This window comes from Streptomyces caniscabiei (genome assembly GCF_014930365.1).
Lineage (GTDB): Bacteria > Actinomycetota > Actinomycetes > Streptomycetales > Streptomycetaceae > Streptomyces > Streptomyces caniscabiei.
In genome coordinates, this window is record NZ_JABXWI010000009.1 from 361,037 (window position 1) to 384,692 (window position 23,656).

Consider the following 23,656-nt stretch of genomic DNA (forward strand, 5'->3'; position numbering starts at 1 on the left):
AAGATTCGCTCCCGGGTACGACCAACCCGGGGTCAAGGAGAAAACCAGTGAGATCAAGGACGTTGAGCCTGGCAGGCTCGACCCTCGCGGCGGCCGTCGTGGCCTCCGCTCTGCTGCCCGTCGCCACGGCCGGCGCCGCCGCGTCGACGCCCAAGGTCACCAAGGCGACCAAGGACGCCTTCGGCCGCGTGGCGGACAACGTGCTCACCGACCGGACGGCCGTCCTGCTCGGCAGCAAGGCCGCGCGCAAGTCGCTGAAGCCCACCGGAGGCGTGACGCTGTCCGCCGGCCAGAAGAAGGCCGAGGACGGCAAGCTGTCCGCGCTGAAGGGCACCAAGTCCCGTCTGGCGTCGCTGGGCGAGGCGTACACCTCGGCCGACACGAAGGTCACCGTCGACGGCGCCAAGGTCAAGGGCAAGAAGGCCACGGTCGAGGTCACCGAGACCACGACCCTGAAGTACAAGAAGATACGTGGCGACGAACCCGCCTCCACGGGCTTCGACGCGCACCACGTGCTCACCTTCACCGCCCAGGCGAACGGCACCTGGCAGTTGACCGCGATGCGCTCCACCGACGGCGGTGCCCCGCGCATCAACGAGCCCGTCGCCGCGCCCGCGGACGCCAAGCTCAGCCGTACGCCGATGGCCGTCATCCAGGCGCCCAAGGCGGCCACCACGCCCAATCCGGTGGCCAAGCCCAAGACGCTCACGGGCGGCGCCTACGACTACAAGGCGATGGCGACGTACACCGAGAAGTACTGGAAGAACTACAACCCGGCGTACCGCAAGTACAACGCGGCCGGCGGCGACTGCACCAACTACCTCAGCCAGGGTCTCCTGGCGGGCGGCTGGAAGCAGATCTCCACGGTCACGCCGGAGGAGTACGACACCTGGTACTACGCCTCCAACGGCACCGCCGACGCCTGGATCGGCGTGAACGAGTGGTCCTGGTTCACCCAGACCGCCAAGCGGACCACCGCGCTCGCGAACGTCTACCAGATGGACGTCGGCGACGTGCTCCAGGTCGACTTCAACAAGGACGGGTCCAAGGACCACTCCATGATGACGACCTACCGCAGCTCCAGCGGCGTCCCGTACCTGACGTACCACGACGCGGACACCTACCGCCGTTCGGTCGCGAGCATCATCGCCTCGTACCCGACCGCGAACTACTACGCGTACCGCACCTGAGCCCAGCCCCACGGTGCCTCAACCGGCGCCCTTCCCGTCGTCCGCGGCCGAGTCCGATCCGGTCCCCGCCGAGGCGTCGGGGAGGGCGTCGGTCCGTTCCAGCTTCACCATGCCCATGGCCGCCCTGAGCCGCGTCTCACGCTCCGACTCCTCCGGGTGGCGCGCCCGCCAGTACGGGTTGTCGTGCGGCAGCGCGGTGCCGACCCTGCCGTACATCCCGAACGTCATCAGCAGGATGCCGACGACGAAGCTGAAGAGGACGTTCTGGATCCGGAACGCCAGGAAATTGGAGTCGGTGTCCAGCAGGGCCATGTTGGCGAAGCCGCTGAGGATGAACAGGACGCCCAGTGTCATGTTCAGCGTGGAGGCGAAGTTGCCGCCGATCACCATGCCGACCAGCAGCAGCAGTCCCACGGCGATCGACAGGACGCTCAGCGTGCCGTTGGTGTTCAGGCCCGCGACCGTGTCGCCGTTCGTGTCGAACCAGCCCACCTTGTCGATGAGCCCGAAGATGCCGAAGACGAGCAGGAACAGGCCCATCAGGCCCGCGCCGATCCGGTAGACCCTGCTGAGGCGGTGGTCGACGGGCAGGTGCTCGTCGATCCTGATCCGCCGCCGGGAACCCGCGTGCCGACCCTTGCCAGGACGCAGCGTGTGCGTGGCGTGCGTGGCCATGTCCGCCTCCCATCCGGTGTGAGCGGAGGCCTGCGTACCCCTTCAGCATCCGCCGCGGGGCTCCACCGGGCAACCGGGTCGGGGGCCGCGCCATGGGGGCGCCGGGTGGTGCGGAGGGGGCGCGGGGGAGGGTGTCAGGCTCCGGCGCCGCGGTCCTTGCGGATCTGGTCGACCACCTGAGCCACCGTCTGCCGGACGGCCTCGGTCTCGGTCAGGAAGTGCCAGTAGTCCGGGTGCCGGCCCTCCAGCGTGGCGATCGCCCGGTCCAGCCGTGCCACGGACTCGTCCAGCGGGCGCGCGTGCCGCGGATCCGGGGTCGACCGCCCGGCCATCGCCAGCCGCTGCGCGTCCCGGATCGCGAACCGGGTCCGGTCGATCTCCTGCTGGGGGTCCTTCTGTACGGCGTTCAGCCGCCGCAACCGGTCCCCGGCCGCCGAGACCGCCTCGTCGGTGTGGTTCAGCAGCTCCCGCACGGTCGACAGCAGCGAGGTCGCGTCCGGCCACCGCTGGGCGTCCCGCGCGGCCCGCGCCTCGCGCAGCTTCAGCTGGGCCTGCTCGACGTCCCGCGCGGCCTGGTCCGGCACCTGCTGAAGGTCCTGCCAGCAGGCCGCCACGAAACGCCGCCGCAGCTCGCTCAGCACCCCCGGCACCTGCTCGGCCCGGGTGCCCAGCGCCTCCGCGCGGGTACGCAGCGACACGAGCCGGTGGTCGATCTCGGCGGCTCTCTCCGGTAGCCGCTCGGCCTCGGCCCGCACCGCCTCCGCCTCGCGTACGACCCGGTCGGCCCGCTCCAGCGTCTCCCGTACGCCGTGCTGCCCGGCCCCCTGGTTGAGCTTGGTCAGCTCGGGGGCGAGGGCCGCGAGACGGGCGGCGAGATCGTCCGCCTTCAGCCCGGAACCCCGTACGGCGTCCAGCGCGTCGGTGGCGGCGAGCAGCCCCTGCCGGGCGCGCTCCACCGCCGGGGCCAGCCGCGCCAGCTGGGTCTCGGCCGTGCCGAGCAGCGGCCCGAGCCCCTGGGCGAACCGGTCCAGCTCCTGCTTGACCCGGTCCAGCTCGTCCTTGGCGGCCGTCAGCTCGGCGCGGGCCCGGGACGCCGCGGACGCCTCCAGGTCGTCGCGGTCCAGGTCGTGGGCGTCGACGGCGTTGATGTACTGGCGGCTGACCTCGTCGATCCGCCGCCCCAGCGCCTCGAAGCCGTCGACCGCGCGGCGGGCGCCGGGGGAGTCGTCCACCGCCGTGATCGTCTCTATGGAGATCCGCAGATCCCGCTGCGCGGTGTCCAGCTCGTAGAACGCGGCCGCCGCCGCGTCCTTCGCCGCCTGCGCCTCCGCCCGCTGCCCCTCGGCCCGCCCGCCGAACCACCGCCGCGTCCCGCCTCCGGCGAACGCCGCGGGCAGCACGAGCCCGGCGACGAGCGGCAGAGCGAGAAGAACGACGTGGTCAACAGCCGCCGCCCGCAGCCGGGCCCGCCGGTTCCGCCGGGCGCCGGGGGAGCTCGTCCGTGGGGCGGGGTCGGTGGTTGGTCGTGGTGCACGGCTGTGGGGTTGTGGTGCGCTCGGCACCCTCGGTGTGTACGGCTCTGCAGGTGTCGCCGTCACTTCCCTCTCCCGTGCTGTCATCCACCCTGACCGCTGCCATTCTCCCACCGGTCAAGGACGAAAACACGGGCCGAGCGGTTCGAGGTTCGCGGCCGCCGTTCAGTCGACGTTGCGGACCGTCACCGAGCCGTCCTGGGTGTGGGCGGTCACCACATGGGCGCTGCCCTCGTCACGGGGCACCGAGACGTCCACGGAACCGTCGTCGCTGCCGGTCTCGATCCGGTACGACGTGTCCCGGGGCAGCCCGATGCTGATCGATCCGTCGTCACTGCGCGATTCCACCAGGTCCGGCACGACCCCGAGTTCGAGCGTGACCGAGCCGTCCTGCGTGCTCACCCTGACGCTCCGCGAGGCGACCCCGAGCGCCCGCACGGAGGCGTCGTCGGTGTGCAGCTCCAGCGGCCCGGTGGTGTCGCCGACCCGCACGGCACCGTCGGCCGACCGGACCTCCAGCGGCTCCGCGAAGCCCTTCGCGGTCACGCTCCCGTCGTCGCTCCGCACGGCGACCGCGACCCCGCGCGGGACCTCGATCCTCCGGGTCGCTCCCGGATCAGGGGTGGGGCTAACCGTTCCTGGGGACTGAGCATGAGTGAGCCCGCCCAGCCGCACGCCCCGAACGGTCTTGGGCGCTCCCCCACTGCCTTGAGGGCGTGGGAGGTGCCCCCTGGTCCCCGGCGTACTCAACCCCGGGGCGGCGACACGCATCCTGTGCGTGGTCCGATCCCGGGAGGCCGGTTCTCTCACGACCTGGCCTAGTGGGTACGGACAAAGGGCGACGGAGAGGCCCCAGACCTTCTCTCCGGAGGATAAGGGGGCTCCGCACGCTGGCTCCGTTCCCGGTGTTCACCCTTGTACGCACTCCCCGGCGAGCAGTTGGCAACCCCCGAGCCTGCCCCGATACGGGTTTGCTGGGCACGCCCCCGGGCAATGTAGGCTGTCGACTCGTACTCGGGCGTGTAGCTCAGGGGTAGAGCGCCTGCCTTACAAGCAGGATGTCGGCGGTTCGAAACCGTCCATGCCCACCGAGACGAAGACCCCGGCCGAGCACGGCCGGGGTCTTCGCGTGTCCGGGGCCCAGGGGCCTCAGGAGTCCCGCGCGTGCTTCAGATGGGTCCGGGCCTCGACCCTCTCCTCGGTGGCTGTCTCCGACCAGAAGCGGTGGCAGCTCACGAAGACCGCCAGTTCCCGCTCGCGCTCGCGGAGCTTCTCGACCTCGGCCTGCTCGTCGGGCGTCCAGCCCGGCGAGGCGGGGCGCTCGACCTTGCGCCAGCCGCTGTCGTCGCTGAAACCGTCCAGGGGCTCGACCGACCAGGGCAGCCGCTTCAGCAGCGCCAGGAGCTCGGCCCGGACCTGATGCAGCTCCTCCTGACCGGCGAGAAGGTCCTCTGGGAAGTCATAGGTCTTAGCCACACGGCAATGGTACGCCTGTTCGATTTTGGGATGCGAGTTCCTTCTGCCGCTTCGGGCCGGGGTTCATTCGAACGGGTGGATGGTGTGGAGGGCTCCCTTGGAGTGCAGATCGATACCCAAGGTGAGCCTTGGATATCGTCCTCTTCATGACCCTTGACGATCTCCGTGTCTTCGTCGCCGTCTGCCGGGCCGGGAGTCTCAGCGCGGTGGCCCGGGAGCTGGGGTGCACCCAGTCGGCGGTGAGCCAGCACGTGCGGCGGCTGGAGCGTGAGGTCGGGGTCGGGCTGGTGGAGCGGCAGGCCCGTGGCGTGGTGCCCACCCGGGCCGGCCGGCTGCTCCAGGAGGCGGCGGCCGAGGGCATCACCGGGCTCGACCTCGCGCTGCGCCGGCTGGCCGAGATGGTGCGCGGGGACGGCGGTGTCGTGCGGGTCGCCACCGGCGGCACGACCGTGCGGCACTTCATGGCGCAGGGCATCGTCGACTTCCGGCGCTCGTACCCGGACGTGGGCCTGGAGTTCCAGACCGTGCGGTCGAGCGCGGGCTGCTGTGACGCGCTGGCCGACCCGTCCCGGGACCTCGACCTCTCCTGGCTGACCCTGGGGCCCGCCGTCCGGGGCATCGAACAGCGGGCCGTGGCGGAGCTGCCCTGGGTGCTCGCCGTGCGCGCCGACGACGAACTCGCCGGGCGGGACCGCGTGGAGGGCCGGGAGCTGGACGGGATGCGGCTGATCGGGCTGCCGGAGAACTCCACCTCGTACGCCCATCTCGACGCCGCCTACCGGAAGTTGGGCATCTCCGTCAGCTCCTCCGGGGCCGGGGTCGCCGACTGGGACACCGCGATCCTCCTCGCCGAGCTCGGCGTCGGTCACGCGGTGGTTCCCGCGCTCCCGGGCTGGACGGGCCCCGGCCACCCCGGGCTGCGCTTCGTCCCGGTCCCCGACCTGCCCCCGCTCACCGTCGGCTGGGCCGTACGGCGCTGGGACGCGCTGTCGCCCCCGGCCCGCGCCTTCGCCGACACGGTGGCCCGGCACGCGGTGCGGGTGGGGGGTGGGGTGCGGGCGGTCGAGGGGTGAGGCGGGGGCGTCCGCGCCGGCTCAGTGCTCCGCTGTCCGGGGCTCCTCGGCCGTCCGTCGTTCCGCCGTGCCCCGCGGCTCCGCCGTCGTGCCCCTCGGCTCCGCCGCCGTCCTCAGCTTCGCCACCACCTTCGTCGCCACCGGTACATGTACGCCATGGCGTTCGGCCGCACGGAGCAACGCGCCGCCGATCGCGTCCAGTTCGAGGGGGCGGCCGGACTCGGCGTCGCGCTGCATGGACGACTTGGTGGCGGGCGGGAAGGCGTCGTAGCGGCGGAGCGTCTCGGCCGGGTCGACGGGGGCACCGGCGGCCGTGCCGACCGCCGCCGTCTCCTCGACGAGGGCGGTCAGTTCCTCGCGGTGGCGGGTGCGGATCTCGCCGAGCGGCAGACCGTGACGGGTCGTCAGCAGGGCGAACGGGGCCAGGAACGACATCTTCGCCCACAGCACGGCCGTCTCGTCCGGCAGGACGCGGGTGCCCACACCCGCCCATTCCAGCGCTCCGGCAAGGGAGTTGAGGTGTTGCGCCGGCGCCGTGTCGCCCGTGAGGTCGACCTCCGCGAAGGGGCTGCCGTGTGCGATGACGCCCGGGGCGACACGGGTCGACTCGACGCGGATGGTGGCGGGGGCGATGGGCACGGCGTCGCCGTAGTGGGCGCGGAGGTGTGCGGGGTGCTCGACGCCGTTCAGGAACGGGACGACCAGCGTGTCGGGGCCGAGGGACGCTGCCGGGAGGCGGTCCAGGGAGGCCGTCAGGGTGGTGTGCTTGACCGTGATCAGGGCCGCGTCGACCCGTTCGCGCAGCTCGGTCGCGGTCTCGACGCGGGCGGTGAAGTCGCCGAAGCGGGCGCTGGTGACCTGGATGCCGTTCCGCTCCAGGGTCTCCGCGGTGCGCTCGCCGGCCAGGCAGATCACGCGGTTGCCGGCGCGGGCCAGCAGGGCGGCGAGCAGTCCGCCCACGCCGCCCGGGCCCAGTACCGCCACCGTGAGCCGTTCCTTCGTCATGGTCCCCTCGTTTCCGCCGGGTGGGTCGTCCCGGCCTCGGTGATGATCACAAGGAGTGAGGGAGCAGTCAATCCTCGGGGGAACTTGCCTGTACCCAAGGTGGTGCTTGGGTCGGAGGGAGGCGTGCGCCCGGGTGCGGTCGTGACCTGCCGGGTTCCGGGGGTGGGGCCGGGCGGGCGTGCGCGGGAGACTGGGGACATGTGCCGCAGTATCAAGACGCTTCGACCGCCTGTCCTGCCCGAAGAGGCCACCGAGGACGACATCAGGGCCGCCGCCCTCCAGTACGTCCGGAAGGTCTCCGGCTTCCGTGCGCCCGCCGCCCACAACCGCGAGGTCTTCGAGCAGGCCGTGGACGCGGTCGCGGAGGCGACGGCCGCGTTGCTGGCCGGGTTGGAGGTGCGGGGGGCCGCCCGCCGGGCGGGGTAGAAGGTAAGTTGAACGACTTGCCATCGTGGTGGTGCGAGGGCTACCTTCCCCTCATGGTGAGTCCATTGACTTACCTTACGACTCGGCAAGGATCAATGAACATGACTCGTCTTGCGGGCAAGCGCGCCCTCATCACCGGCGGCACGAGCGGGATCGGTCTGGAGACCGCGCGGCGTTTCCTCGCGGAGGGCGCCGAGGTGCTGGTCACCGGCGTCACCCCGGCCAGCATCGACAACGCGCGGCAGGTCCTCGGGGACAAGGTGCCGGTGGTGCGGGCCGACGCACGCGATCTCGGCGCGCAGCGCGCCCTCGCCGAGCAGGTGGGTGAGCACTTCGGAAAGCTGGACGTGGCGTTCCTGAACGCGGGCGTCTCGGACTGGCGGTCGTTCGAGGGCCACACGGAGGACAGCTACGACCGGCTCTTCGACATCAACGTCAAGAGCGTCTTCTTCCTCACCCAGGCTCTGGTGCCGGTGCTGGCCAACCCGTCCTCGGTCATCCTCAACGCGTCCGCCAGCGTGCACGGCGGCTACGGCCAGGCGAACGCCTACGCCGCCACCAAGGCAGCCCTCAGCTCCCTGATGCGGTCGTGGAACGCGGACCTGCTCACGTCGCACGGCATCCGGTTCAACGCGGTCAGCCCCGGCCCGGTGGACACCCCGCTCTACTCCAAGCTCGGGATCGAGGACCCCGCGGTGCACGCGGCGGTCCTGGAGGGGATCAGCGCCGGCATCCCGCTGGGTCGCATGGGTCTGCCCGAGGAGGTCGCGGAAGCGGTCGTGTACCTGGCCTCCGACGCCTCCGCCTTCGCGGTGGGCCAGGACCTTATCCTGGACGGAGGCCAGACCGTCCTCTGACAGGGAGGACGCGGCGGGTGGACGGGCGAGGGGCGTGGGCATGTCGGTGGCGGACCGAGCGGAAGCCGGTGGCGATACGTGCCGGGCCGGGTATCACGCGCAGGTCAAGGAGGAGAACCGCGTGCGGATCATCCGTGCCGCCCGTGACCTCTTCCTCGCCCGGGGATACGACAAGACCTCCCTCGCCCAGATCGCCAGGGAGGCCCGCGTCTCGACGGGCACCCTCTTCAAGCGGTACCCCTCCAAGGCCGCGCTGTTCGCGGCCGTCACCGCCGAACAGTGGCAGCTGGACGTGGAGTGGGCCGCACCGCCCCCGCCCGGTGATCCCCGGTACGGCCTGGACCACATCGGCCGCGACTACGCCTGCCTGGTCGCGCGGCCCCACACGGCGGCGCTGTGCCGCCTCATCATCACCGAACTCCCCCAGATGCCGGAGCTCGCCGACATCGTCGGGACCGGCTTCGCCATGGACCGCGGGCCGTTCTTCGACCGGCTCCGCGACTACCTGGAGGCCGAGGAGCGGGCCGGCACACTCGACTTCCGTACGGCCGACGGGCAGTCACGGTCGGCTTCCGCGGTGGCGGAGCAGTTCCTCGGCATGATCTCAGGCCAGTTCCTCTGGCCGCAGCTCGTACGGACCGACTTCGTCCCGCCCAACCCGACCGACGCCGCGATCGTGGACGAAGCCGTCGCCCTCATGCTCGCCCGCTACGGCACCGGAGCCTGAACCCGGGAGCATCGCCCCCGTGTCACTCGGGCTGCGGGCGCCGCATGAAGTACGCGGCCGCCGCGCCCGCGCCGAAGAGGGCGGCCAGGGACACCGCTGTGGCGAGCCAGGTGGGGCCGAGCCACTGGGCGCCGAAGTAGCCGAGGGCCACGCTGTACGCGGCCCAGGCGAGGCCGGCCAGGGCGGACCAGGGGAGGAAGTCGCGGGCGCGGTGGCGGGCGGCGCCGGCGCCGAGGGAGACCACGGAGCGGCCGGCGGGGGCGAAGCGGGCGACGACGACCAGCAGGCCGCCCCCGCGTACGAGCGCGGCGCCGAGACGTTCCTGCGCGGTGGTCAGCCGGCGGGAGCGGGCGATGGCGCGGTCGAGTCGTGCGCTGCCGCGCCAGGCCAGCCGGTACGCCACGAGGTCACCGAGCACGGACGCGGTCGCCGCCGAGAGCATCAGCACCAGGATGTCGGGGACCTCGCGGGGCATCGCGCCCGCCGCCGTCTCCGCCGCGGCGGCCGTGGCCACCGCGACCACCAGGACACCGCTCGGGAGGACGGGGAGGAACACGTCCAGCACGATGGACACGCCCACCACGGCGTAGATCCATGGGCCGGCGGCCAGCCAACCCAGACTCTCAAGCACCGAGCACTCTCCTGTTGTCCCCCGACATCACGGCGACCCGTGACAGCCGAACAGCGTACGCCCCGGGTATGACGGACGGCTCACAGGGGCTCATGTGTCCGTCACACCGTGTTCATCGTTCGATCGGGCGGTTCGCGGTCGCGGGTTCGCGGTTCGCGGTGCGTGTTCGTGATGCGCGGTGCGCCGACAGGGGTCGGTGGGGGGAGACGCGCGGGGAGCGGGGCAGGGCTCGGGCCGGCCGCCGGGGTGGGTCAGGCCGTCACGGTGGCCTTGTGCGTGGCGGTGCTGTTCGCGGACGCGGCCTGGCGCTTGGCGAAGAGCTGGTCGAGGCCGAGTGCGCCGGAGCCGGTGAAGATCAGCAGGAACATGGCCCAGCAGAAGAACGCCGCGGCCTCGCCGCCGTTCTCCGCCGGCCACAGGGCCTCCGGCTGGTGGACCTTGAAGTACGCGTAGGCCATGGAGCCCGACGCGACGAACGCCGCGTAGCGGGTGCCGAGGCCGATCAGTACCAGGCCGCCGCCGACGAGTTGGATGACGGCCGCGTACCAGCCGGGCCAGGTGCCGGCGGCGACGGTGCCGCCCTGGCCGTCCGCGCCGCCCAGGACGCCGAAGAGGGTCATGGCTCCGTGGCAGGTGAAGAGCAGACCGACGACGATGCGGAAGAGACCGAGAGCGTATGGCTGGGCGCTGTTGAGGCGTCCGGTCATGGTGGGGGGCTCCTTCGGTAGTGTCACCCGGTCCTCGTGAGACCGGTGGGGACGGTTATTACCGGTGAGTCACCCACGTTAGGCAGGCCTAATCGATGCTTGCAAGTTCAACATCTGGCCAGCTCTTTACCTGCACTTGAGGGGCTTTCGCAGGTGTCGCCGCACGTAGAGCCGCTCGCGCCACGGCATCCGCATCCGAAAGTGTGACCGAATCCACCCCTGGCCGGGCGCCTGCCGCTGTGACCCAGTGCACGCCCTCCGTCGGCACCCCGAACGCGAACCTCCGTGCGTGCACGGCATTTTGACGGTCTATCAGGTGATACGGCCGCGGTGTGACGTCCAGTCCTCCGGTCTCGTAGCCGTTCACCCGGTGCGGACGGCAGCCTCCCTGCGCCAGCAGGTCGGCGAGCAACTCGTCGGCCGTCCTGCGCAGATCCGGCTCCGGGAGGCGCGCCTCGACGACCGTCGTCACACGGACCGCGGACCCCGGCACGTCGGGCGAGTCGGCCACCCAGGCACCGTCCTCCGGGCGCGTCCGCAGTCGGGGGCCCAGCACGGTCAGCACGCCCGCCTCGATCAGCGCGGACATCTCCTCGATACGGCTGCGCGGCGGGCCGATCGACAGGAACGCGTTCAGGGGGGTGTACCAGCGGTCCAGATGCTCCCGGCGTGACGCGCCCGCCAGTCCGCCGTGGTCCACGATCAGCCGCAACTCGTTGCGCAGGTCCCGCAGTACGTCCAGCGCGGCCTTCACCGCGCCCTCGACGTTCCCGAGGGCGGCCTGGGCGGCGTCCTCCCGCAGATACGCCAGCAGCCAGTCCCGCCACTCCGCCGCGCCCGCGAACTCCCGCCCCGCGTAAGGCCGCGAGACCCCTTCCCACGACCAGCGGTCCGCCTCCACGATCCCGAACTCGTCGAGCACGGCGCCCTCTTGGGGGGAGCCGTGGGGTGTGGCGAGGAAACGGTCACGGAAGGGGAGGGCTGCCCCGAAGAGGTCACAGGAGTGCCCGGGGAACGGCCCGTACACCGCACCGCCAACCGCGCCCCGGCCGTCCCGGGTCCAGCCGGGTGCCGGAGCCGATGGTGTCGCGGTCGGTGCCGACCGGTGGGGCGGTCGCGCCAACAGGCCCTCGTAGTAGACCGTTTCGACCTCCTTCGCGACCAGGGGCCATATCTCCGTCAGAAAGTCGGGGGCCTCGCCGGAGTCCGCGCGTTTGCGGAACGCCGCGATGACCTCGGGGGTCAGGACGAGCGGGGCGTGGCGGCCGTAGGGGCCCTTCGCGTTGTCGCCGCGTGCCTGGTACGGGACGCCTCGCCGCGAGCCGGCGTACAGACGCGGCTCACGGCCGGACGGCTCGTACCGCAGGCCCCCCTTTTCGGCGTCGTACACGAAGGAGCCGCCCCGCCCGGTCGTCAACAGGGCCATGTGGTCGAAGAAGTTGAGGCCGAGACCGCGCAGCAGGACGGGCTCCCCGGCGGCGACGGAGGAGAGGTCGAGGTCGGCCGGGTTGGCGGGCGGGAAGTGGCGCAGGCCGTGGCGGGCGGCGTACTCGGTGAGGTCCCGCTCGGCCCGGTCGGGAAGGGCGGGAAGGTGGCCCTGGGTGAGGACCACGGCGGCGAGGCCGGTGAGGACGCGGCCGGAGGCGAGCGTGAGCCGCTGGCCGCCGTCGGGGGCGTCCTCCAGACGGACCGCCCTGGTGCCGTGCACCTCGACCCGGATCCCGGGCGGCGCGCCCCGCACCACCTCGGCGAAGACCCACTCCAGATAGCGGCCGTACTGGGCCCTCGTCGGATAGTCGTCGGGCCCCAACCCGCCCAGCCCCTGAGGCCGGCCCGGCTCACCCGCCCCGCCCGGCGCCTGCGCCCCACCGCCGGCCCGGCCGCTCGCCCACTCGTACAGGCTGGGGCCCCGGCGTATCGGCCCCGAGCACTCCACGCTGTCGTCGGTGAACAGCGTGACCTGGGAAGCCACGGTGTTCATCAGCAGGTGGGGGGACTGGTCGGTGCGCCAGACGCGGCCGGGGCCCGGCGGCGCGGGGTCGACCACATGGACGGTCAGACGGGTGCCGGGGCGGAGCAGTTCGGGCGCGGAGGCGCAGAGGCGTTCCAGGACGCTGGTGCCGCGCGGGCCGGCTCCGACGAGAGCGATGCCGATGTCACTGATCCCTGGCCGTTCGGACAAAGGAGTAACTCCCGTGCGTGTGGGGCGCATCGTGGGGCGCGGTGCGGCGGACCGCCCGCCGGCAAGCGGACGGTCCGCCTCATCATGCCGTCGTACGCGACGGGATCGGAGCGTCGGGGCTCATCGGACGCGCCGGGTGTGGGATGCCTCACGAGCATCTCGGACAACAGGGGCAACAACCGTGCGCAATGGGTGGATTAGCGGGTGAGTACGGACTCCGCCGCCGTTTCGAGGTGGGCCCTGCCGCCCCGCCGGGCCCGTGCGCGGTCCAGCCGCAGCCGTGCCGAACGGCCGTGCAGCGTCAGCGTCATGAGGTGGTTGCCGAACCAGGGGCCGCCCGTCCTGCGCCAGTCGATGGAGGGCCGCGCGCCCCGGCCGTGCCGCCCGAACCACCGGCCGAGCGCTCGCCCCGTGCCGCTCCAGCCGAAGCGGAAGCCGAGCTTTATGGAGAGCGGGATGGAGTTGTGCACGGGGGAGCAGGTGAGCTGGAGCACGCGCGCGTCCGGGCCCCCGGCACCGCCCGGCTCGCCCTCCGGCCACGACGGTTCGGCGACGTACGCGTGGTGGACGTCCCCGGAGAGCACCAGCACGGTCGCCGGCGCGTCGGTGCCGCCGCCCGCTTCGGCGATCAGCCGGGTCAGGGCCTCGAAGGAGTCGGGGAAGGCCGCCCAGTGCTCCAGATCGGCGCCCCGGCGCAGCTTCTCCCCGAACCGGGCCCAGCGGTCCCCGCGCTCGCCCCCGCAGAGCGCGGCGCTCCAGGACTCGGCGTCGTGCACGAGGTGGGGCAGGAGCCAGGGCAGGGAGGTGCCGATCAGCAGATGGTCGTACGAGCCGCGCGCGTCCAGCGCCTGGTCCCGCAGCCACCGCGCCTCGCCGGGGTTCAGCATCGAGCGGCTGCCCTCGTCGAGGACCCGCGCCCCGCGTGAGTCGAGCATCAGCACCCGTACGCGGCCGAAGTCCCGCCGGTAGCTCCAGCGGACCGAGGCCGGGTCCCGGTCGGCCTCGGCGGCGTGGGCGCGCAGCGCGTCCGTGCCGTCCGGGGTGGCGCGCACGGCGGCGTGGACCGGGTCGGCGGCCAGTTCGGCGGGGGAGAGGTTGCCGAGGTGCTGGTAGACCCAGTACGACATCAGGCCGCTCAGGATCCGCTCGCGCCACCAGGGGGTGGCCCGCATGTCGGCGAGCCAGGACGCGCTGGTGTTCCAGTCGTCGATGACGTCGTGGTCGTCGAAGATCATGCAGCTGGGGACGGTGGAGAGCAGCCAGCGGATCTCGGGGTCGAGCCAGGACTCGTCGTAGAGGTGGGTGTACTCCTCGTAGTCCGCCACCTGGTCCCCCGGCGGCTCAGCGAGGTCGCGTCGCGCGGCCAGCCAGCGGCGGGTGGCGTCGGAGGTCTCGTCGGCGTACACCTGGTCGCCGAGGAGCAGGAGGACGTCGGGGCGCTCCGCACCCGGTTCGGCGGCCAGCCGGGCGGCCAGTGTGTCGAGGGCGTCCGGGCCCACCGGGTCCGGCTCCCCGCCGGGCGGCGCGGCCCAGCGGCAGGAGCCGAAGGCGATCCGGACGGTGTCGCCCTCGGCGGGCGTGCGGATCTCGGAGGGCGGGTGGGGGGAGTCGGGGAGGGGCCACACGGGCGTGCCGTCGAGGAGCACCTCGTACGCCGAGGCCGTGCCCGGCGCGAGTCCCGTCACCGGGACCAGCGCGTAGTGGTGGCCGGCGATCTGGAAGGTGCGGGCCTCACCGTGTCCGCCGCCGGCGCAGCGCACCTCGGCGACGCACGGTCGGGCCGTCTCGACCCAGACGGTCGCGGACGAGCCGTCCACGTATCTCAGCAGTGGTCCCAGACGCAGCCCCGTCATGAGCGATCACTCACTCCTTCTCCGCCGGTTCACCTGCGGGGGCGCGCCCTCTGCGGACCCGCCTCCTCCGTCGCCCCGTACGGTACGGAACGACGGAGGGAAACGGCGAGGTTCCCGAGCGGTTTCGCGTGCGAGAGTCAGCAGCTCGCCAGGTAGCTGGTGAGGGCGCTCTTCTCCGCGGAGTCGACCGAGAGGTCGTAGTAGTACTTCACCTGGACCCAGGCGCGGACGTATGTGCAGCGGTAGGCCGTGCGCGACGGCATCCAGGTGGCGGGGTCCTGGTCGCCCTTCGCCTGGTTCACGTTGTCGGTGACCGCGATGAGCTGCGGGCGGGTGAGGTCGTTGGCGAAGGCCTGACGGGTGGCGCTGCTCCAGCTGTCGGCGCCGGAGTCCCAGGCCTCGGCGAGCGGCACGAGGTGGTCGATGTCCAGGTCGGAGGCGAGCGTCCAGGTGGCGCCGTCGTACGGGGAGTACCAGCTGCCGCTGGTGGAGGCGCAGGCGGAGTCGGTGACGACGTTCGTACCGTCGCGCTTGAGGACCGTCTCGCGGGTGTTGCAGGTGCCGCTGATGGTGATCCAGTGGTTGAACAGGTCCCGGTCGTAGCCGGTGCGGTCCTCGGTCGCCACGGTGAGGGTGGCGAGGTAGGAGCGGGCGGTGGCGGCGCTGATGGGGGTGGGGAGGGCGGCGGAGGCGGTGGGAGCGTTGAAGAGCGCGGCGGAGGCTATCAATCCGCTGAGCGCCGCGAGTATGCTGACTCGTCGACGCGCGTAGAACCTGCGCATGTGAACTCCTTGTGGGGCCGGGGGTGTTGGGGAGCGGCGATTGAAGGGTCGCGGCGTGGTGTTACCGGCGGGTGTGCGTCGGGTGAGAAGTTAGTGACGTGCGCATGACACGACAAGGGGTGCGGCCGTGATTGTGGCCGACGCGCTCCGGGGTGGGGTGCGGGTTTCGGCGGCGGGTGCGGGTGCGTGGGGCTTCTCGCGCAGTTCCCCGCGCCCCTGAAAAGCAGGGGCCGCGCCCCGTGCTTTTCGCGGGATCCCCCCTCCCGAGCTGCGACGCGCCCCGCGTACCATGGACCGCGCAGAAGGGGAGTAGCTCTTCGCCGGACCGTCGACATACTGCTCAGCTCGTCTGAGCCGGCGCCCGGAGGCGGGTCCCGTGACCGGGACCGCGCCAGCGAGACCTTCGGCAAGCAGTGCACCGTCCGTGCCAACCGGCACGGGCCGACCGTGTGCTGCCGTGCCGAGGTGTCGCGTCAGCGGATGATTTCTCTCGGTGGGGCAGCCGACCGATTGAGGAACCTTGATCAGCTTCAGTGTCACGGCGCTCGTCTTCGGCGTCGTCTTTCTCGCCGAACTCCCCGACAAGACCGCGCTCGCCGGTCTCGCCCTCGGCACCCGCTACCGCGCCTCCTACGTCTTCGCCGGAGTCGCCGCCGCGTTCGCCGTCCACGTCACGCTCGCGGTGGCGGCCGGCAGCGTCCTCACGCTGCTGCCGCAGCAGATCGTGCACGCGCTCACCGGCGTGCTGTTCCTGGGCGGCGCGGCGGTGCTGCTCATGAAGAAGGACGAGGACGAGGAGGAGATCCGCAGGCCCGAGGACCAGAGCTTCTGGAAGGTCTCGGGGGCCGGCTTCATGCTCATCCTGGTCGCCGAGTTCGGTGACCTCACCCAGATCATGACGGCGAACCTCGCTGCCCGGTACGACGACCCGCTCTCCGTCGGGCTCGGCGCGGTCCTCGCCCTGTGGGCCGTCGCCGGGCTCGGCATCGTCGGCGGCCGGGCGCTGATGAAGCGGGTGCCGCTCGCACTGATCACGCGGATCGCCGCCGTGCTGATGCTGGGCCTCGGTGTGTGGAGTCTGTGGGAGGCCGTGGCGGGATGAGTGCGCTGTCGGGGTGACGGGGTGGCGGGCGCCCCGATTGTTTTGTACCGTAGGGGAACAAAGTGGCTCCCGCCCGCATTCCCTGACCGGTGGGCGGGGCCGCCTTGTTCCCTCCGGGCCGCCTCGCCGGGTGCGACCCCGCCCGCGGCCCCCTTCTCCGCGCCCTGGAGCTGCTGATGCCGGCCACGACCGTTCTGACCGCCCGCGCCCTCCTGCTGGACATGGACGGCACCCTCGTCAACTCGGACGCCGCCGTCGAACGCGTCTGGCGGCGCTGGGCCGAACGGCACGGGCTGGGCGGCGCCGACATCATGAAGGTCGTCCACGGCCGCCAGGGGTACGCCACGATGGCCGTCCTGCTGCCGGACCGGCCCATGGAGCAGAACCTCGCGGACAACGCGCGGATGCTGGCCGAGGAGACCGCCGACGTGGACGGCGTCGTCCCGATACCCGGCGCGCCCGAGTTCCTCGCCTCCCTCGTCGCCGGCGGTGTGCCGCACGCCCTCGTGACCTCGGCGGACGTCGCGCTGTCCACGGCACGGATGGGCGCGGCCGGGCTGGCCCTGCCCGACGTACGCGTCACCGCCGAGTCCGTCGGCGCGAGCAAGCCGGACCCCGAGGGCTTCCTGAAGGGGGCCGCCGAACTGGGCGTCGCGCCCGAGGACTGCGTGGTCCTCGAGGACTCCGAGGCGGGGATCCGGGCGGGGCGCGCCGCGGGGATGCGGGTCGTGGGCATCGGGGAGCGGGCCCGGCCCCACGGGCCGGACGTCGTGGTGCCGGACCTGACCACGGTGCGGGTCGAGACCGCCGCGGGTGGTCTGATCCGGCTCACGGTGGGCTGAGCTTCCTGGCCGGTCCAGGCTCGCTGGTCGGGGCTCGCTCGTGCCGGGGCTCGTGGTGAGTTGCGCTTCGTGATCGGTTGAGCCCCGTGCTCGGCTCAGCCCCGTGTCGCGGTGAGCCCTGCGGGTCGGTCGAGCCCTGTGGGGTCAGCTGTGGTGGTCGAGTACCTCTGTCAGCCTGGTGAAGCCGTCGGTGCCGTGGCCCTGGGCGATGGCGCGGCGGACGAATCCCTCGGCCGATCGCATGACGCTCGCGTCGATCCCGTGGGACTCGGAGACCTCGATGACATGGGTCATGGTCGACAACGCCGAGGTGAGCGGAGAGCCCTCGCCGGAGTGCCGGCCGCTGTCGACCTCCTTCGCGCCCTCCTCGAAGAGCGGCGGCAGGATCGCGGCGATCCCCTGCGCGAACGGGGTCAGCTCCTGAGCGCCGACACCCTCCGCCCGGGCCAGCGCCAGGGCATGGGTGTAACCGGCGATCGACGTCCAGAAGAGGTCGAGCAGCGCCACGTCGTACGCGGCCGCCCGGCCGATCTCCTCGCCCAGGTGGGTGTGGGTGCCGTCCAGCGCGTCCAGGACGGGCCGGTGGGCGCGGTACAGGTCCGCGTCGCCGCTGTAGAGGAACACGCCGTCCGGGGTGCCGATGACCGGCGTCGGCGTCATGATCGCCCCGTCCAGGTAGGCGACACCGTGCTCGGCCGCCCACGCGGCGGTGTCCCGGGCGCGGTGCGGGGTGTCGGCGGTCAGATTGACCACCGTGCGTCCCTTGAGGGCCCCGGTGACCGCCGGGGTGCGCAGCACCGCGTCCGAGGCGTCGTAGTTGACCACGCAGACGACGGTCAGCGGGCTCGCGGCCACCGCCTCCTCCGCCGACCCGGCGCCGATCGCACCGCGCGCCACCAACTCCTCGTCCCGGCCCGGCGTGCGGTTCCAGACCGTGGTCCGCAGCCCGGCGTCCAGGAAGGCGCCGGCGAGGGCCCGGCCCATCGGGCCCAGGCCGAGCACGGTGACGGAAGGGGCCTCGCCGGCGGTGTCGGGGGCGGCGGAGGTGGTGGCGGCGGCGGTGTGCTGTTCGGTGTGTGCGGGCATCGCTCGGTGACTCCTGTGCAGAATAGGTCGGTTCGTCGATTCACGACTGATGCGAGGGGGAGCGGGAATGAGGCGCAGGCGTGCCCAGGACACGAATGTGTGCGGGGTGACCGCGGCGGTCGCCGTGATCGAGGGGAAGTGGAAGCCGTCGTTGCTGTGGCGGCTGGAGTCCGGCCCGCGCCGTCCGGGTGAGCTGCGCCGGCTGCTGCCGGGGCTCACCGAGAAGGTGCTGACGCAGGCGCTTCGCGAGATGGAGACGGACGGGCTCGTGCACCGGGAGGTGCACGATGTGCTGCCGTTGAAGACCGTCTACTCGTTGACCCCGTTCGGCCGCGAACTCTCCGAGGCGCTGGGCCCGTTGTCGGACTGGGGGCACCGACGCCTGGAGACGCTCACCGGAGCGTCACCGTCGGCGACGTCGACGCCGTAGGCCTCACCGTCACGTCATCGTCTTGTCTTCCGCCCTGCTCGGTGGCGCGCGCCCCGTCGGCCGCTCCCTCACCACAAGGATGGTCCGACGCCGGCCGACCGCCAAGTACCCACAAAAAGGTGGGTACTTGGGGTGGGTACTTGCGGGCGCTCGGGGTGGGTGCCGGTGGGCCGCCGGGCAGGCGGCCGAGGTGGTGGGTGCGGCGGAGGGCGGCGTCGACGGGTGGCGGTCGGATGGCCCGATGGATCATCCGTGCCGACGTCGCCGAGGTCGTGGAGGCCTGCGATCAGGGCGACATGGGCGAAGCGCGGGAGGCCACGGCGCTCGTGCTCTCCCGTCTCGACGAGCTGCCGGCTCGCTATGCCAAGGCTCCGCATTCCAACGGCATCCTCTTCCCCTGCCACCAGGCGCCCTGACCCGCCTCGCCTCGGGCCCGGGAGCGCCGGGCCCCCGTCCGGATGCCGTCGCGGCTCGGGCGGGGGCCTTCGCCCCGGGGTGCACGCGGGGGTGCGTGCGTAGGGGGCGTACGGGGGAGGGCGTGTGCGGGGCGGTCAGGAGCCGGTCTTCGGGCCCGTCTGCTGGAGGACCTCGAAGGTCCAGACGGAGGAGTCGGAGGCGGCCGGCCGGGGGCGCTCGCCGCCGCCACCGCCCTGGTGGGCCTGCTTCATGGGGCCCTCCATCCACGCCTGGAAGGCGGCCTCGTCGCGCCAACGGGTGTAGACGAGGTAGTTGTCGGTGCCGTCGACCGGGCGCAGCAGCTCGAACCACTCGAAACCGTCGGAGTTCTCGACCACCCCGGCGCGGGAGGCGAACCGCTTCTCCAACGTCTCGCGCTGCTCGGCCGAAACCGTGAGGACATTGATCTTGACGATGCTCATGGCCTCATCCTGCATCACACGGGAGCATCGGGCACCGGTCGGCCCCGGCGTCACGGCTCCTTCGTCTCGGTCTCCAGGCGTTGGCGGGTCACCAGGCCGTAGACGCCCGGCTCCTCCTTGTCCTTCGTGATGCCGCGGGTGTTCTGGTAGACGATGACGGCCTGCTCGACCTGGTCGTCGAAGTTCTGGTCGATGTCGCCGGTGTAGATGCCCAACTGGCGCAGCCGGAGCTGGAGTTCGGTCACCTCGGGGTCGTCGTCGCCGACCCGGAGCGTCTTGGGGACCACGAGCCGGCTGTCGTCCGCCTCGTTCGCGCCCGCAGCCGAGGACCCGGTCGAGGCGCCCGCGCTCGGCGCGCTCCGCCCGGGGGACGGCGACACGGACGGCGACGGCGAGCCCGACGGCTTGGAGGGTGACGGAGAGGGCGACGACTCCTTCGTGGGGCTCGGCGACCCCGCGCCGCCGCCGCTCGACGGCGCCGGTGCGGGCGCCCCGCCCCCACCGCCGCCCTCCCCGGACGGCTCAACCGGCGACGCCTCCCCGTCGGGCGACGTGTCCGGCACGCTCGCCCGCAGGTCGTCCGGCAGCGCCCGGTCCCGCTCGGGGGCCTCGTACGAGAACAGCCCGCTCGCGAACCCGGCGGCCGCCATCACTCCGGCGGCGGCCGTGCCGGCGAGCGCGACCATCAGCCCCGTACGGCGGCGCCGCCGCCCCCGGGAACGCCCTGCCGACGGTACGGAGGACGGGGAGGAGGGGGAGGGGAAGTGGGTCGGGGGTGCCGCCGAGGTGGCCGGGCCGGCCGCGGCGGGTGAGTGCCATGGGTTCGACCCGCCGGGCGCCGTCGTCCCCGTAGCCACCGGCATCGCCGTCGTCGCCGCCGTCGCCGTGGTCATCGGCATCGCGGTCGTCGGGGTCCGGTCGGGGTTCGGCCCCGAGGCGTCGTGGTCCTCGCCCAGCTCCACGTAAGGGCGTATCCGGAGGGGGTCGAAGTCCTCCGCGGCCGCGGCCTCGGCCGTACGGGTCTCCAGCAGTGCCTCGGAGGCGCGGCGGCCGCACGCGCAGGACGGCGTGCCGTCCGCGGCCCGGGGGGTGAAGCACTCCGGGCATATGTGACTGGTCGGTTCACTCACGTGTCGGTCCTCCCCGCGAAGACTCCAGAGTTTAAGCAAAGCGTCGACACAGAATCTCCCAGGCGCCCCGGGAATCACGGGTTCCGGAAAGCCTCGACAGGCCATAACCGGTCACACCGACCACCATGGAACGGACATGGAGGAAGAGGAAGAAGGAGAGGAGACTGAGGGCGCTGTACGAGGCTCTCGGGTCCTCAGGAGGTCTGCATGACCGACGACACCGGCAACGAGCCCGCGCACGACACCGGGCGCGATCCCGCGCGCCGGGCCACCCGCGCGGACACCCCCGGCGGCCCCGCCGGCACCCCGTCCGGGCCCACACCCCCACCCCGCCCCCGTGGGCACGGAGTCCCCACGTCGGAGCGGGTGGGCGGCGGTGTGATGGTCTCCATCGGGGCCCTGCTGCTGGGCATGCTGCTGGCCGCCCTGGACCAGACGATCGTCTCGACGGCCCTGCCGACGATCGTCAGCGACCTCGGCGGGCTGGAGCACCTGTCGTGGGTGGTCACGGCGTACATGCTGGCGGCGACGGCGGCGACCCCGCTGTGGGGGAAGCTGGGCGACCAGTACGGCCGCAAGCGGCTGTTCCAGACGGCGATCGTGATTTTTCTCATCGGGTCGGCGCTGTGCGGGGCGGCTCAGGACATGCCCCAGCTGATCGGGTTCCGCGCGTTGCAGGGCCTCGGCGGCGGCGGACTCATGGTGCTGTCGATGGCGATCGTCGGGGACCTCGTCCCGCCGCGCGAACGCGGGCGCTACCAGGGGCTGTTCGGCGCGGTCTTCGGTGCGACGAGTGTGCTCGGGCCGCTGCTGGGCGGGCTGTTCACCGAGCATCTGAGCTGGCGTTGGGTGTTCTACGTCAACCTGCCCGTCGGCGCGGTCGCGTTGGTCGTCATCGCCGCCGCGCTGCGCATCCCGCGTCGGGCCGAACGGCACGTCATCGACTACCTCGGCACCTTCCTCATCGCCTCCGTCGCCACCTGTCTGGTCCTGGTCGCCTCGCTCGGCGGCACCACCTGGGACTGGGACTCGCCGCAGATCATCGGCCTGGCCGTGCTGGCCGTGGTGCTGGTCGTGGCGTTCGTGGCCGTCGAGCGGCGGGCCGCCGAACCCGTCCTGCCGCTCAAGCTGTTCGGCGTCCGCACCTTCACCCTGTCCGCCGTGATCAGCTTCGTCGTCGGCTTCGCGATGTTCGGCGCGATGACCTATCTGCCGACGTTCCTGCAAGTGGTGCGCGGCGTGTCGCCCACCATGTCCGGCGTGCACATGCTGCCGATGGTCTTCGGGCTGCTGCTGTCCTCGACGGTCTCCGGGCAGATCGTCAGCCGTACGGGCCGCTGGAAGGTGTTCCCGCTCGCCGGCACGGCCGTCACCACGCTGGGCCTGCTGCTCCTGCACCAACTGGACGCGGACAGCGGCGACGGTGAGATGAGCGCGTACCTCTTCGTCTTCGGTGCCGGGCTCGGCCTCGTCATGCAGGTCCTCGTCCTCATCGTGCAGAACGCCGTCTCCTACGAGGACCTCGGCGTCGCCACCTCCGGCGCGACCTTCTTCCGGTCCATCGGCGCCTCGTTCGGCGTAGCGGTCTTCGGTACGGTCTTCGCCGGGCACCTCGGCGACAAGCTCACCGACGCGCTCGACGGGGCCACGCTGCCCGCCGGCGTCACGGTGGAGGGGCTGAAGGCCGACCCGCGCGAGATCGCCGAACTCCCGGCCGCGCTGCGCCCGCCCGTCCTCGACGCGTACGCCTCCTCCATCACCGACGTCTTCGTCTACGCCGCCCCGGTCGCCCTCCTCGGGTTCGTCCTCGCCTGGTTCCTGCGCGAGGACCGGCTGCGGGCGTCCGTGACGGCGCCGGACGCCACGGAGACGCTCGCCAGCAACCCGGTCGAGCGGTCGTCGTACGACGAGGTGTGCCGGGCGCTGTCGGTGCTCGGGTCCCGGGAGGGCCGCCGCGAGATCTACCGGAAGATCACCGCACGGGCCGGGTACGACCTGTTGCCCGCCACGAGCTGGCTGCTGCTGCGGATCCGGCGGTACGGCTGGGCCGAGCCCGCCGTGCTCGCCGAGCGCAGCACCGTACCGCTCGACGTGATCATGGCCGCGACCCGGCAGGCCGAGGAGCGTCGTCTCGCCCGTCGTGACGGCATCGACCTCGTCCTCACCGACACCGGCCACCAGACCGCCGACCGGCTCGCCAAGGCCCGCGAGGACTCCCTCGCCGAACTCCTCGGCGACTGGTGGGGCCGCGACCGCCCCACCGACCTGATCCGCCTCGTCGAGGAACTCAACGCCGAGCTGTGCGGCTCCGACGAGGAACGCCCGCACGCCGCGGGGGCGATCACCCGCCGGCCGAACGTCGGGCGGGGCTCCGGCACACCGCCCGCACCCCCTGCGGCGCCCGGCCCTCCCGCACCGCCCGGCTCTCCTACGTCGCCCACGTCCCCGTCAGTGCCTTCGTGAACCAGTGGTCCGCGTACATGTGGTCGTTGTGCGGGGCGCTCTCCACGTAGCCGAGCCGTGCGTACAGCGCGCGGGCCTCGACCAGGTCGCCCCGGGTGTCGAGCACCATCCGCTCGGCGCCCAGCGCGCGGGCCGCGTCCTCGGCCGCCGCCACCAGCAGCGCGGCGCCGCCCCGGCCGCGGGCCTCCGGACGTAGGAAGACCCGCTTCAGCTCGGCCGTCGTGGCGTCCGCCAGCCGCACCCCGGCCGTGCCGACCGGCTCGCCCGCGTACCGTGCGACCAGCAGCACCCCGTTCGGCGGTGCCAGGTACTCCCCGGTGTCCGCCGCGACCTCCCGCTCCAGTTCGTCCGGGTCCGTGGCGTGCCCCTCGTGCAGCTGGTACCAGCGGTCGCTGACCTCCGTGTAGTACGCCCGCCAGAGGGCCGCGGCCACGGGGGAGTCGTGGGGCTCGGCGGCCACGGTCCAGCGTGCCGTGGTCGGTGTCGTGAGGGTCATGGCGGTCATTGTCGGGAGCGGGGGCCGGTGGCCCGCAAACGATTTACGCCGCCGTCGTCCCGTACGTCACACCTTCACCCCGCGCCTCGGACCGTCGTGCCGGGCGCCCGCGC

The 23,656-nt window shown here is 72.4% G+C and carries 25 protein-coding genes and 1 tRNA gene; 12 read left to right on the forward strand and 14 right to left on the reverse strand.

All coding sequences use genetic code 11. From position 1 onward, the window contains the following. The first annotated feature begins 47 nt into the window (after positions 1-47). The gene (locus HW837_RS25870) at positions 48-1,190 is read left to right on the forward strand and encodes an amidase domain-containing protein (protein WP_045557942.1); all 1,143 of its coding nucleotides are present in this window, start codon (positions 48-50) and stop codon (positions 1,188-1,190) included. 18 nt (positions 1,191-1,208) lie between these two features. Here the strand turns inward: HW837_RS25870 and HW837_RS25875 are convergent, their stop codons facing one another. From HW837_RS25875 to HW837_RS25885, 3 genes are all read right to left on the reverse strand, one after another. Beyond that, a complete protein-coding gene (locus HW837_RS25875) occupies positions 1,209-1,865 on the reverse strand; it encodes a DUF4383 domain-containing protein (RefSeq protein ID WP_045557943.1) in 657 nt (218 codons plus the stop codon). 134 nt (positions 1,866-1,999) lie between these two features. After that, on the reverse strand, positions 2,000-3,463 hold the full coding sequence (locus tag HW837_RS25880; protein ID WP_045557944.1) for a hypothetical protein: 1,464 nt from the start codon (positions 3,461-3,463) through the stop codon (positions 2,000-2,002). A gap of 99 nt (positions 3,464-3,562) precedes the next feature. Beyond that, positions 3,563-4,168 carry a DUF4097 family beta strand repeat-containing protein gene (locus tag HW837_RS25885; RefSeq protein WP_390623578.1) on the reverse strand — a complete coding sequence of 202 codons (606 nt, stop codon included), beginning with the start codon at positions 4,166-4,168 and terminating at the stop codon, positions 3,563-3,565. Positions 4,169-4,413: 245 nt separating this feature from the next. On the opposite strand from HW837_RS25885, the gene HW837_RS25890 reads away from it, so the two are divergent. Next, positions 4,414-4,485, forward strand: a tRNA-Val gene (locus tag HW837_RS25890). Positions 4,486-4,546: 61 nt separating this feature from the next. On the opposite strand, the gene HW837_RS25895 is transcribed toward HW837_RS25890, so the two are convergent. Further along, positions 4,547-4,873, reverse strand: a complete 327-nt coding sequence (locus HW837_RS25895; protein WP_045557945.1) for a hypothetical protein — start codon at positions 4,871-4,873, stop codon at positions 4,547-4,549. Positions 4,874-5,019: 146 nt separating this feature from the next. On the opposite strand from HW837_RS25895, the gene HW837_RS25900 reads away from it, so the two are divergent. Continuing rightward, positions 5,020-5,946 carry a LysR family transcriptional regulator gene (locus HW837_RS25900; protein ID WP_045558058.1) on the forward strand — a complete coding sequence of 309 codons (927 nt, stop codon included), beginning with the start codon at positions 5,020-5,022 and terminating at the stop codon, positions 5,944-5,946. Between the two features lie 21 nt (positions 5,947-5,967). Here HW837_RS25900 and HW837_RS25905 read toward each other — a convergent pair whose 3' ends face one another. Continuing rightward, positions 5,968-6,951, reverse strand: coding sequence for a ketopantoate reductase family protein (locus tag HW837_RS25905; protein ID WP_193380025.1), 984 nt, complete (start codon positions 6,949-6,951; stop codon positions 5,968-5,970). 198 nt (positions 6,952-7,149) lie between these two features. Here HW837_RS25905 and HW837_RS25910 point away from each other — a divergent pair, with 198 nt between their 5' ends. The 3 genes from HW837_RS25910 to HW837_RS25920 all read left to right on the forward strand — a co-directional run bounded on the left by HW837_RS25910 (position 7,150) and on the right by HW837_RS25920 (position 8,961). Continuing rightward, positions 7,150-7,377: a DUF2277 domain-containing protein gene (locus HW837_RS25910; RefSeq protein WP_045557946.1), complete on the forward strand. Its 228-nt coding sequence runs from the start codon at positions 7,150-7,152 to the stop codon at positions 7,375-7,377. Positions 7,378-7,478: 101 nt separating this feature from the next. After that, a complete protein-coding gene (locus HW837_RS25915; protein ID WP_045558060.1) occupies positions 7,479-8,234 on the forward strand; it encodes an SDR family oxidoreductase in 756 nt (251 codons plus the stop codon). 121 nt (positions 8,235-8,355) lie between these two features. After that, positions 8,356-8,961 (forward strand): TetR/AcrR family transcriptional regulator, encoded by a 606-nt coding sequence (locus tag HW837_RS25920; protein WP_313895582.1) that lies wholly within the window; start codon positions 8,356-8,358, stop codon positions 8,959-8,961. A 22-nt stretch (positions 8,962-8,983) separates the two neighbouring features. Here HW837_RS25920 and HW837_RS25925 read toward each other — a convergent pair whose 3' ends face one another. The 5 genes from HW837_RS25925 to HW837_RS25945 all read right to left on the reverse strand — a co-directional run bounded on the left by HW837_RS25925 (position 8,984) and on the right by HW837_RS25945 (position 15,116). Continuing rightward, on the reverse strand, positions 8,984-9,592 hold the full coding sequence (locus HW837_RS25925) for a DedA family protein (RefSeq protein WP_045557948.1): 609 nt from the start codon (positions 9,590-9,592) through the stop codon (positions 8,984-8,986). Positions 9,593-9,843: 251 nt separating this feature from the next. Then, positions 9,844-10,299 carry a DoxX family protein gene (locus HW837_RS25930; RefSeq protein WP_045557949.1) on the reverse strand — a complete coding sequence of 152 codons (456 nt, stop codon included), beginning with the start codon at positions 10,297-10,299 and terminating at the stop codon, positions 9,844-9,846. An 88-nt stretch (positions 10,300-10,387) separates the two neighbouring features. After that, positions 10,388-12,511: an FAD/NAD(P)-binding protein gene (locus tag HW837_RS25935; RefSeq protein ID WP_193380023.1), complete on the reverse strand. Its 2,124-nt coding sequence runs from the start codon at positions 12,509-12,511 to the stop codon at positions 10,388-10,390. A 167-nt stretch (positions 12,512-12,678) separates the two neighbouring features. Further along, positions 12,679-14,334 carry an alkaline phosphatase D family protein gene (locus HW837_RS25940; protein WP_093789243.1) on the reverse strand — a complete coding sequence of 552 codons (1,656 nt, stop codon included), beginning with the start codon at positions 14,332-14,334 and terminating at the stop codon, positions 12,679-12,681. A gap of 137 nt (positions 14,335-14,471) precedes the next feature. Continuing rightward, positions 14,472-15,116: an HNH endonuclease family protein gene (locus HW837_RS25945; protein WP_045557952.1), complete on the reverse strand. Its 645-nt coding sequence runs from the start codon at positions 15,114-15,116 to the stop codon at positions 14,472-14,474. Between the two features lie 520 nt (positions 15,117-15,636). On the opposite strand from HW837_RS25945, the gene HW837_RS25950 reads away from it, so the two are divergent. Together HW837_RS25950 and HW837_RS25955 are read left to right on the forward strand one after the other, a co-directional pair. Next, the gene (locus HW837_RS25950) at positions 15,637-16,218 is read left to right on the forward strand and encodes a TMEM165/GDT1 family protein (protein ID WP_045557953.1); all 582 of its coding nucleotides are present in this window, start codon (positions 15,637-15,639) and stop codon (positions 16,216-16,218) included. 176 nt (positions 16,219-16,394) lie between these two features. Continuing rightward, complete coding sequence (locus tag HW837_RS25955) at positions 16,395-17,060, forward strand: HAD family hydrolase (RefSeq protein ID WP_177261775.1); 666 nt, start codon at positions 16,395-16,397, stop codon at positions 17,058-17,060. Positions 17,061-17,204: 144 nt separating this feature from the next. Here HW837_RS25955 and HW837_RS25960 read toward each other — a convergent pair whose 3' ends face one another. Further along, positions 17,205-18,146: an NAD(P)-dependent oxidoreductase gene (locus HW837_RS25960; RefSeq protein ID WP_093789244.1), complete on the reverse strand. Its 942-nt coding sequence runs from the start codon at positions 18,144-18,146 to the stop codon at positions 17,205-17,207. A 67-nt stretch (positions 18,147-18,213) separates the two neighbouring features. Here HW837_RS25960 and HW837_RS25965 point away from each other — a divergent pair, with 67 nt between their 5' ends. Together HW837_RS25965 and HW837_RS25970 are read left to right on the forward strand one after the other, a co-directional pair. After that, the gene (locus tag HW837_RS25965) at positions 18,214-18,576 is read left to right on the forward strand and encodes a winged helix-turn-helix transcriptional regulator (RefSeq protein WP_045557955.1); all 363 of its coding nucleotides are present in this window, start codon (positions 18,214-18,216) and stop codon (positions 18,574-18,576) included. A 233-nt stretch (positions 18,577-18,809) separates the two neighbouring features. Continuing rightward, positions 18,810-18,992 (forward strand): DUF6959 family protein, encoded by a 183-nt coding sequence (locus tag HW837_RS25970; RefSeq protein WP_193380022.1) that lies wholly within the window; start codon positions 18,810-18,812, stop codon positions 18,990-18,992. A 135-nt stretch (positions 18,993-19,127) separates the two neighbouring features. On the opposite strand, the gene HW837_RS25975 is transcribed toward HW837_RS25970, so the two are convergent. After that, positions 19,128-19,454, reverse strand: a complete 327-nt coding sequence (locus tag HW837_RS25975; RefSeq protein WP_093789245.1) for an antibiotic biosynthesis monooxygenase family protein — start codon at positions 19,452-19,454, stop codon at positions 19,128-19,130. A gap of 50 nt (positions 19,455-19,504) precedes the next feature. Then, positions 19,505-19,741 carry a peptidoglycan-binding domain-containing protein gene (locus tag HW837_RS48865; RefSeq protein ID WP_052682870.1) on the reverse strand — a complete coding sequence of 79 codons (237 nt, stop codon included), beginning with the start codon at positions 19,739-19,741 and terminating at the stop codon, positions 19,505-19,507. Between HW837_RS48865 and HW837_RS48870 the strand changes: the two genes are divergently transcribed. Both HW837_RS48870 and HW837_RS25985 read left to right on the forward strand, forming a co-directional pair. After that, positions 19,731-20,420 carry a hypothetical protein gene (locus tag HW837_RS48870; RefSeq protein ID WP_237270394.1) on the forward strand — a complete coding sequence of 230 codons (690 nt, stop codon included), beginning with the start codon at positions 19,731-19,733 and terminating at the stop codon, positions 20,418-20,420. The genes HW837_RS48865 and HW837_RS48870 overlap by 11 nt on opposite strands. A gap of 371 nt (positions 20,421-20,791) precedes the next feature. Further along, the gene (locus HW837_RS25985; protein WP_045557959.1) at positions 20,792-23,047 is read left to right on the forward strand and encodes an MDR family MFS transporter; all 2,256 of its coding nucleotides are present in this window, start codon (positions 20,792-20,794) and stop codon (positions 23,045-23,047) included. Here the strand turns inward: HW837_RS25985 and HW837_RS25990 are convergent. Then, positions 23,013-23,543 carry a GNAT family N-acetyltransferase gene (locus tag HW837_RS25990; RefSeq protein WP_193380020.1) on the reverse strand — a complete coding sequence of 177 codons (531 nt, stop codon included), beginning with the start codon at positions 23,541-23,543 and terminating at the stop codon, positions 23,013-23,015. The two genes, HW837_RS25985 and HW837_RS25990, sit on opposite strands and share 35 nt — an antisense overlap. Positions 23,544-23,656 lie beyond the last annotated feature (113 nt).

Excerpts from the sequence above, each read along its gene's own strand:
- HW837_RS25875 (WP_045557943.1), bottom strand. The coding sequence starts at position 1,865 with ATGGCCACGCACGCCACGCACACGCTGCGTCCTGGCAAGGGTCGGCAC.
- HW837_RS25885 (WP_390623578.1), bottom strand. The coding sequence starts at position 4,168 with ATGCGTGTCGCCGCCCCGGGGTTGAGTACGCCGGGGACCAGGGGGCAC.
- HW837_RS25900 (WP_045558058.1), top strand. The coding sequence starts at position 5,020 with ATGACCCTTGACGATCTCCGTGTCTTCGTCGCCGTCTGCCGGGCCGGG.
- HW837_RS25905 (WP_193380025.1), bottom strand. The coding sequence starts at position 6,951 with ATGACGAAGGAACGGCTCACGGTGGCGGTACTGGGCCCGGGCGGCGTG.
- HW837_RS25910 (WP_045557946.1), top strand. The coding sequence starts at position 7,150 with ATGTGCCGCAGTATCAAGACGCTTCGACCGCCTGTCCTGCCCGAAGAG.
- HW837_RS25915 (WP_045558060.1), top strand. The coding sequence starts at position 7,479 with ATGACTCGTCTTGCGGGCAAGCGCGCCCTCATCACCGGCGGCACGAGC.
- HW837_RS25930 (WP_045557949.1), bottom strand. The coding sequence starts at position 10,299 with ATGACCGGACGCCTCAACAGCGCCCAGCCATACGCTCTCGGTCTCTTC.
- HW837_RS25935 (WP_193380023.1), bottom strand. The coding sequence starts at position 12,511 with ATGCGCCCCACACGCACGGGAGTTACTCCTTTGTCCGAACGGCCAGGG.
- HW837_RS25940 (WP_093789243.1), bottom strand. The coding sequence starts at position 14,334 with ATGACGGGGCTGCGTCTGGGACCACTGCTGAGATACGTGGACGGCTCG.
- HW837_RS25945 (WP_045557952.1), bottom strand. The coding sequence starts at position 15,116 with ATGCGCAGGTTCTACGCGCGTCGACGAGTCAGCATACTCGCGGCGCTC.
- HW837_RS25955 (WP_177261775.1), top strand. The coding sequence starts at position 16,395 with ATGCCGGCCACGACCGTTCTGACCGCCCGCGCCCTCCTGCTGGACATG.
- HW837_RS25960 (WP_093789244.1), bottom strand. The coding sequence starts at position 18,146 with ATGCCCGCACACACCGAACAGCACACCGCCGCCGCCACCACCTCCGCC.
- HW837_RS25965 (WP_045557955.1), top strand. The coding sequence starts at position 18,214 with ATGAGGCGCAGGCGTGCCCAGGACACGAATGTGTGCGGGGTGACCGCG.
- HW837_RS25970 (WP_193380022.1), top strand. The coding sequence starts at position 18,810 with ATGGCCCGATGGATCATCCGTGCCGACGTCGCCGAGGTCGTGGAGGCC.
- HW837_RS25975 (WP_093789245.1), bottom strand. The coding sequence starts at position 19,454 with ATGAGCATCGTCAAGATCAATGTCCTCACGGTTTCGGCCGAGCAGCGC.
- HW837_RS25985 (WP_045557959.1), top strand. The coding sequence starts at position 20,792 with ATGACCGACGACACCGGCAACGAGCCCGCGCACGACACCGGGCGCGAT.
- HW837_RS25990 (WP_193380020.1), bottom strand. The coding sequence starts at position 23,543 with ATGACCCTCACGACACCGACCACGGCACGCTGGACCGTGGCCGCCGAG.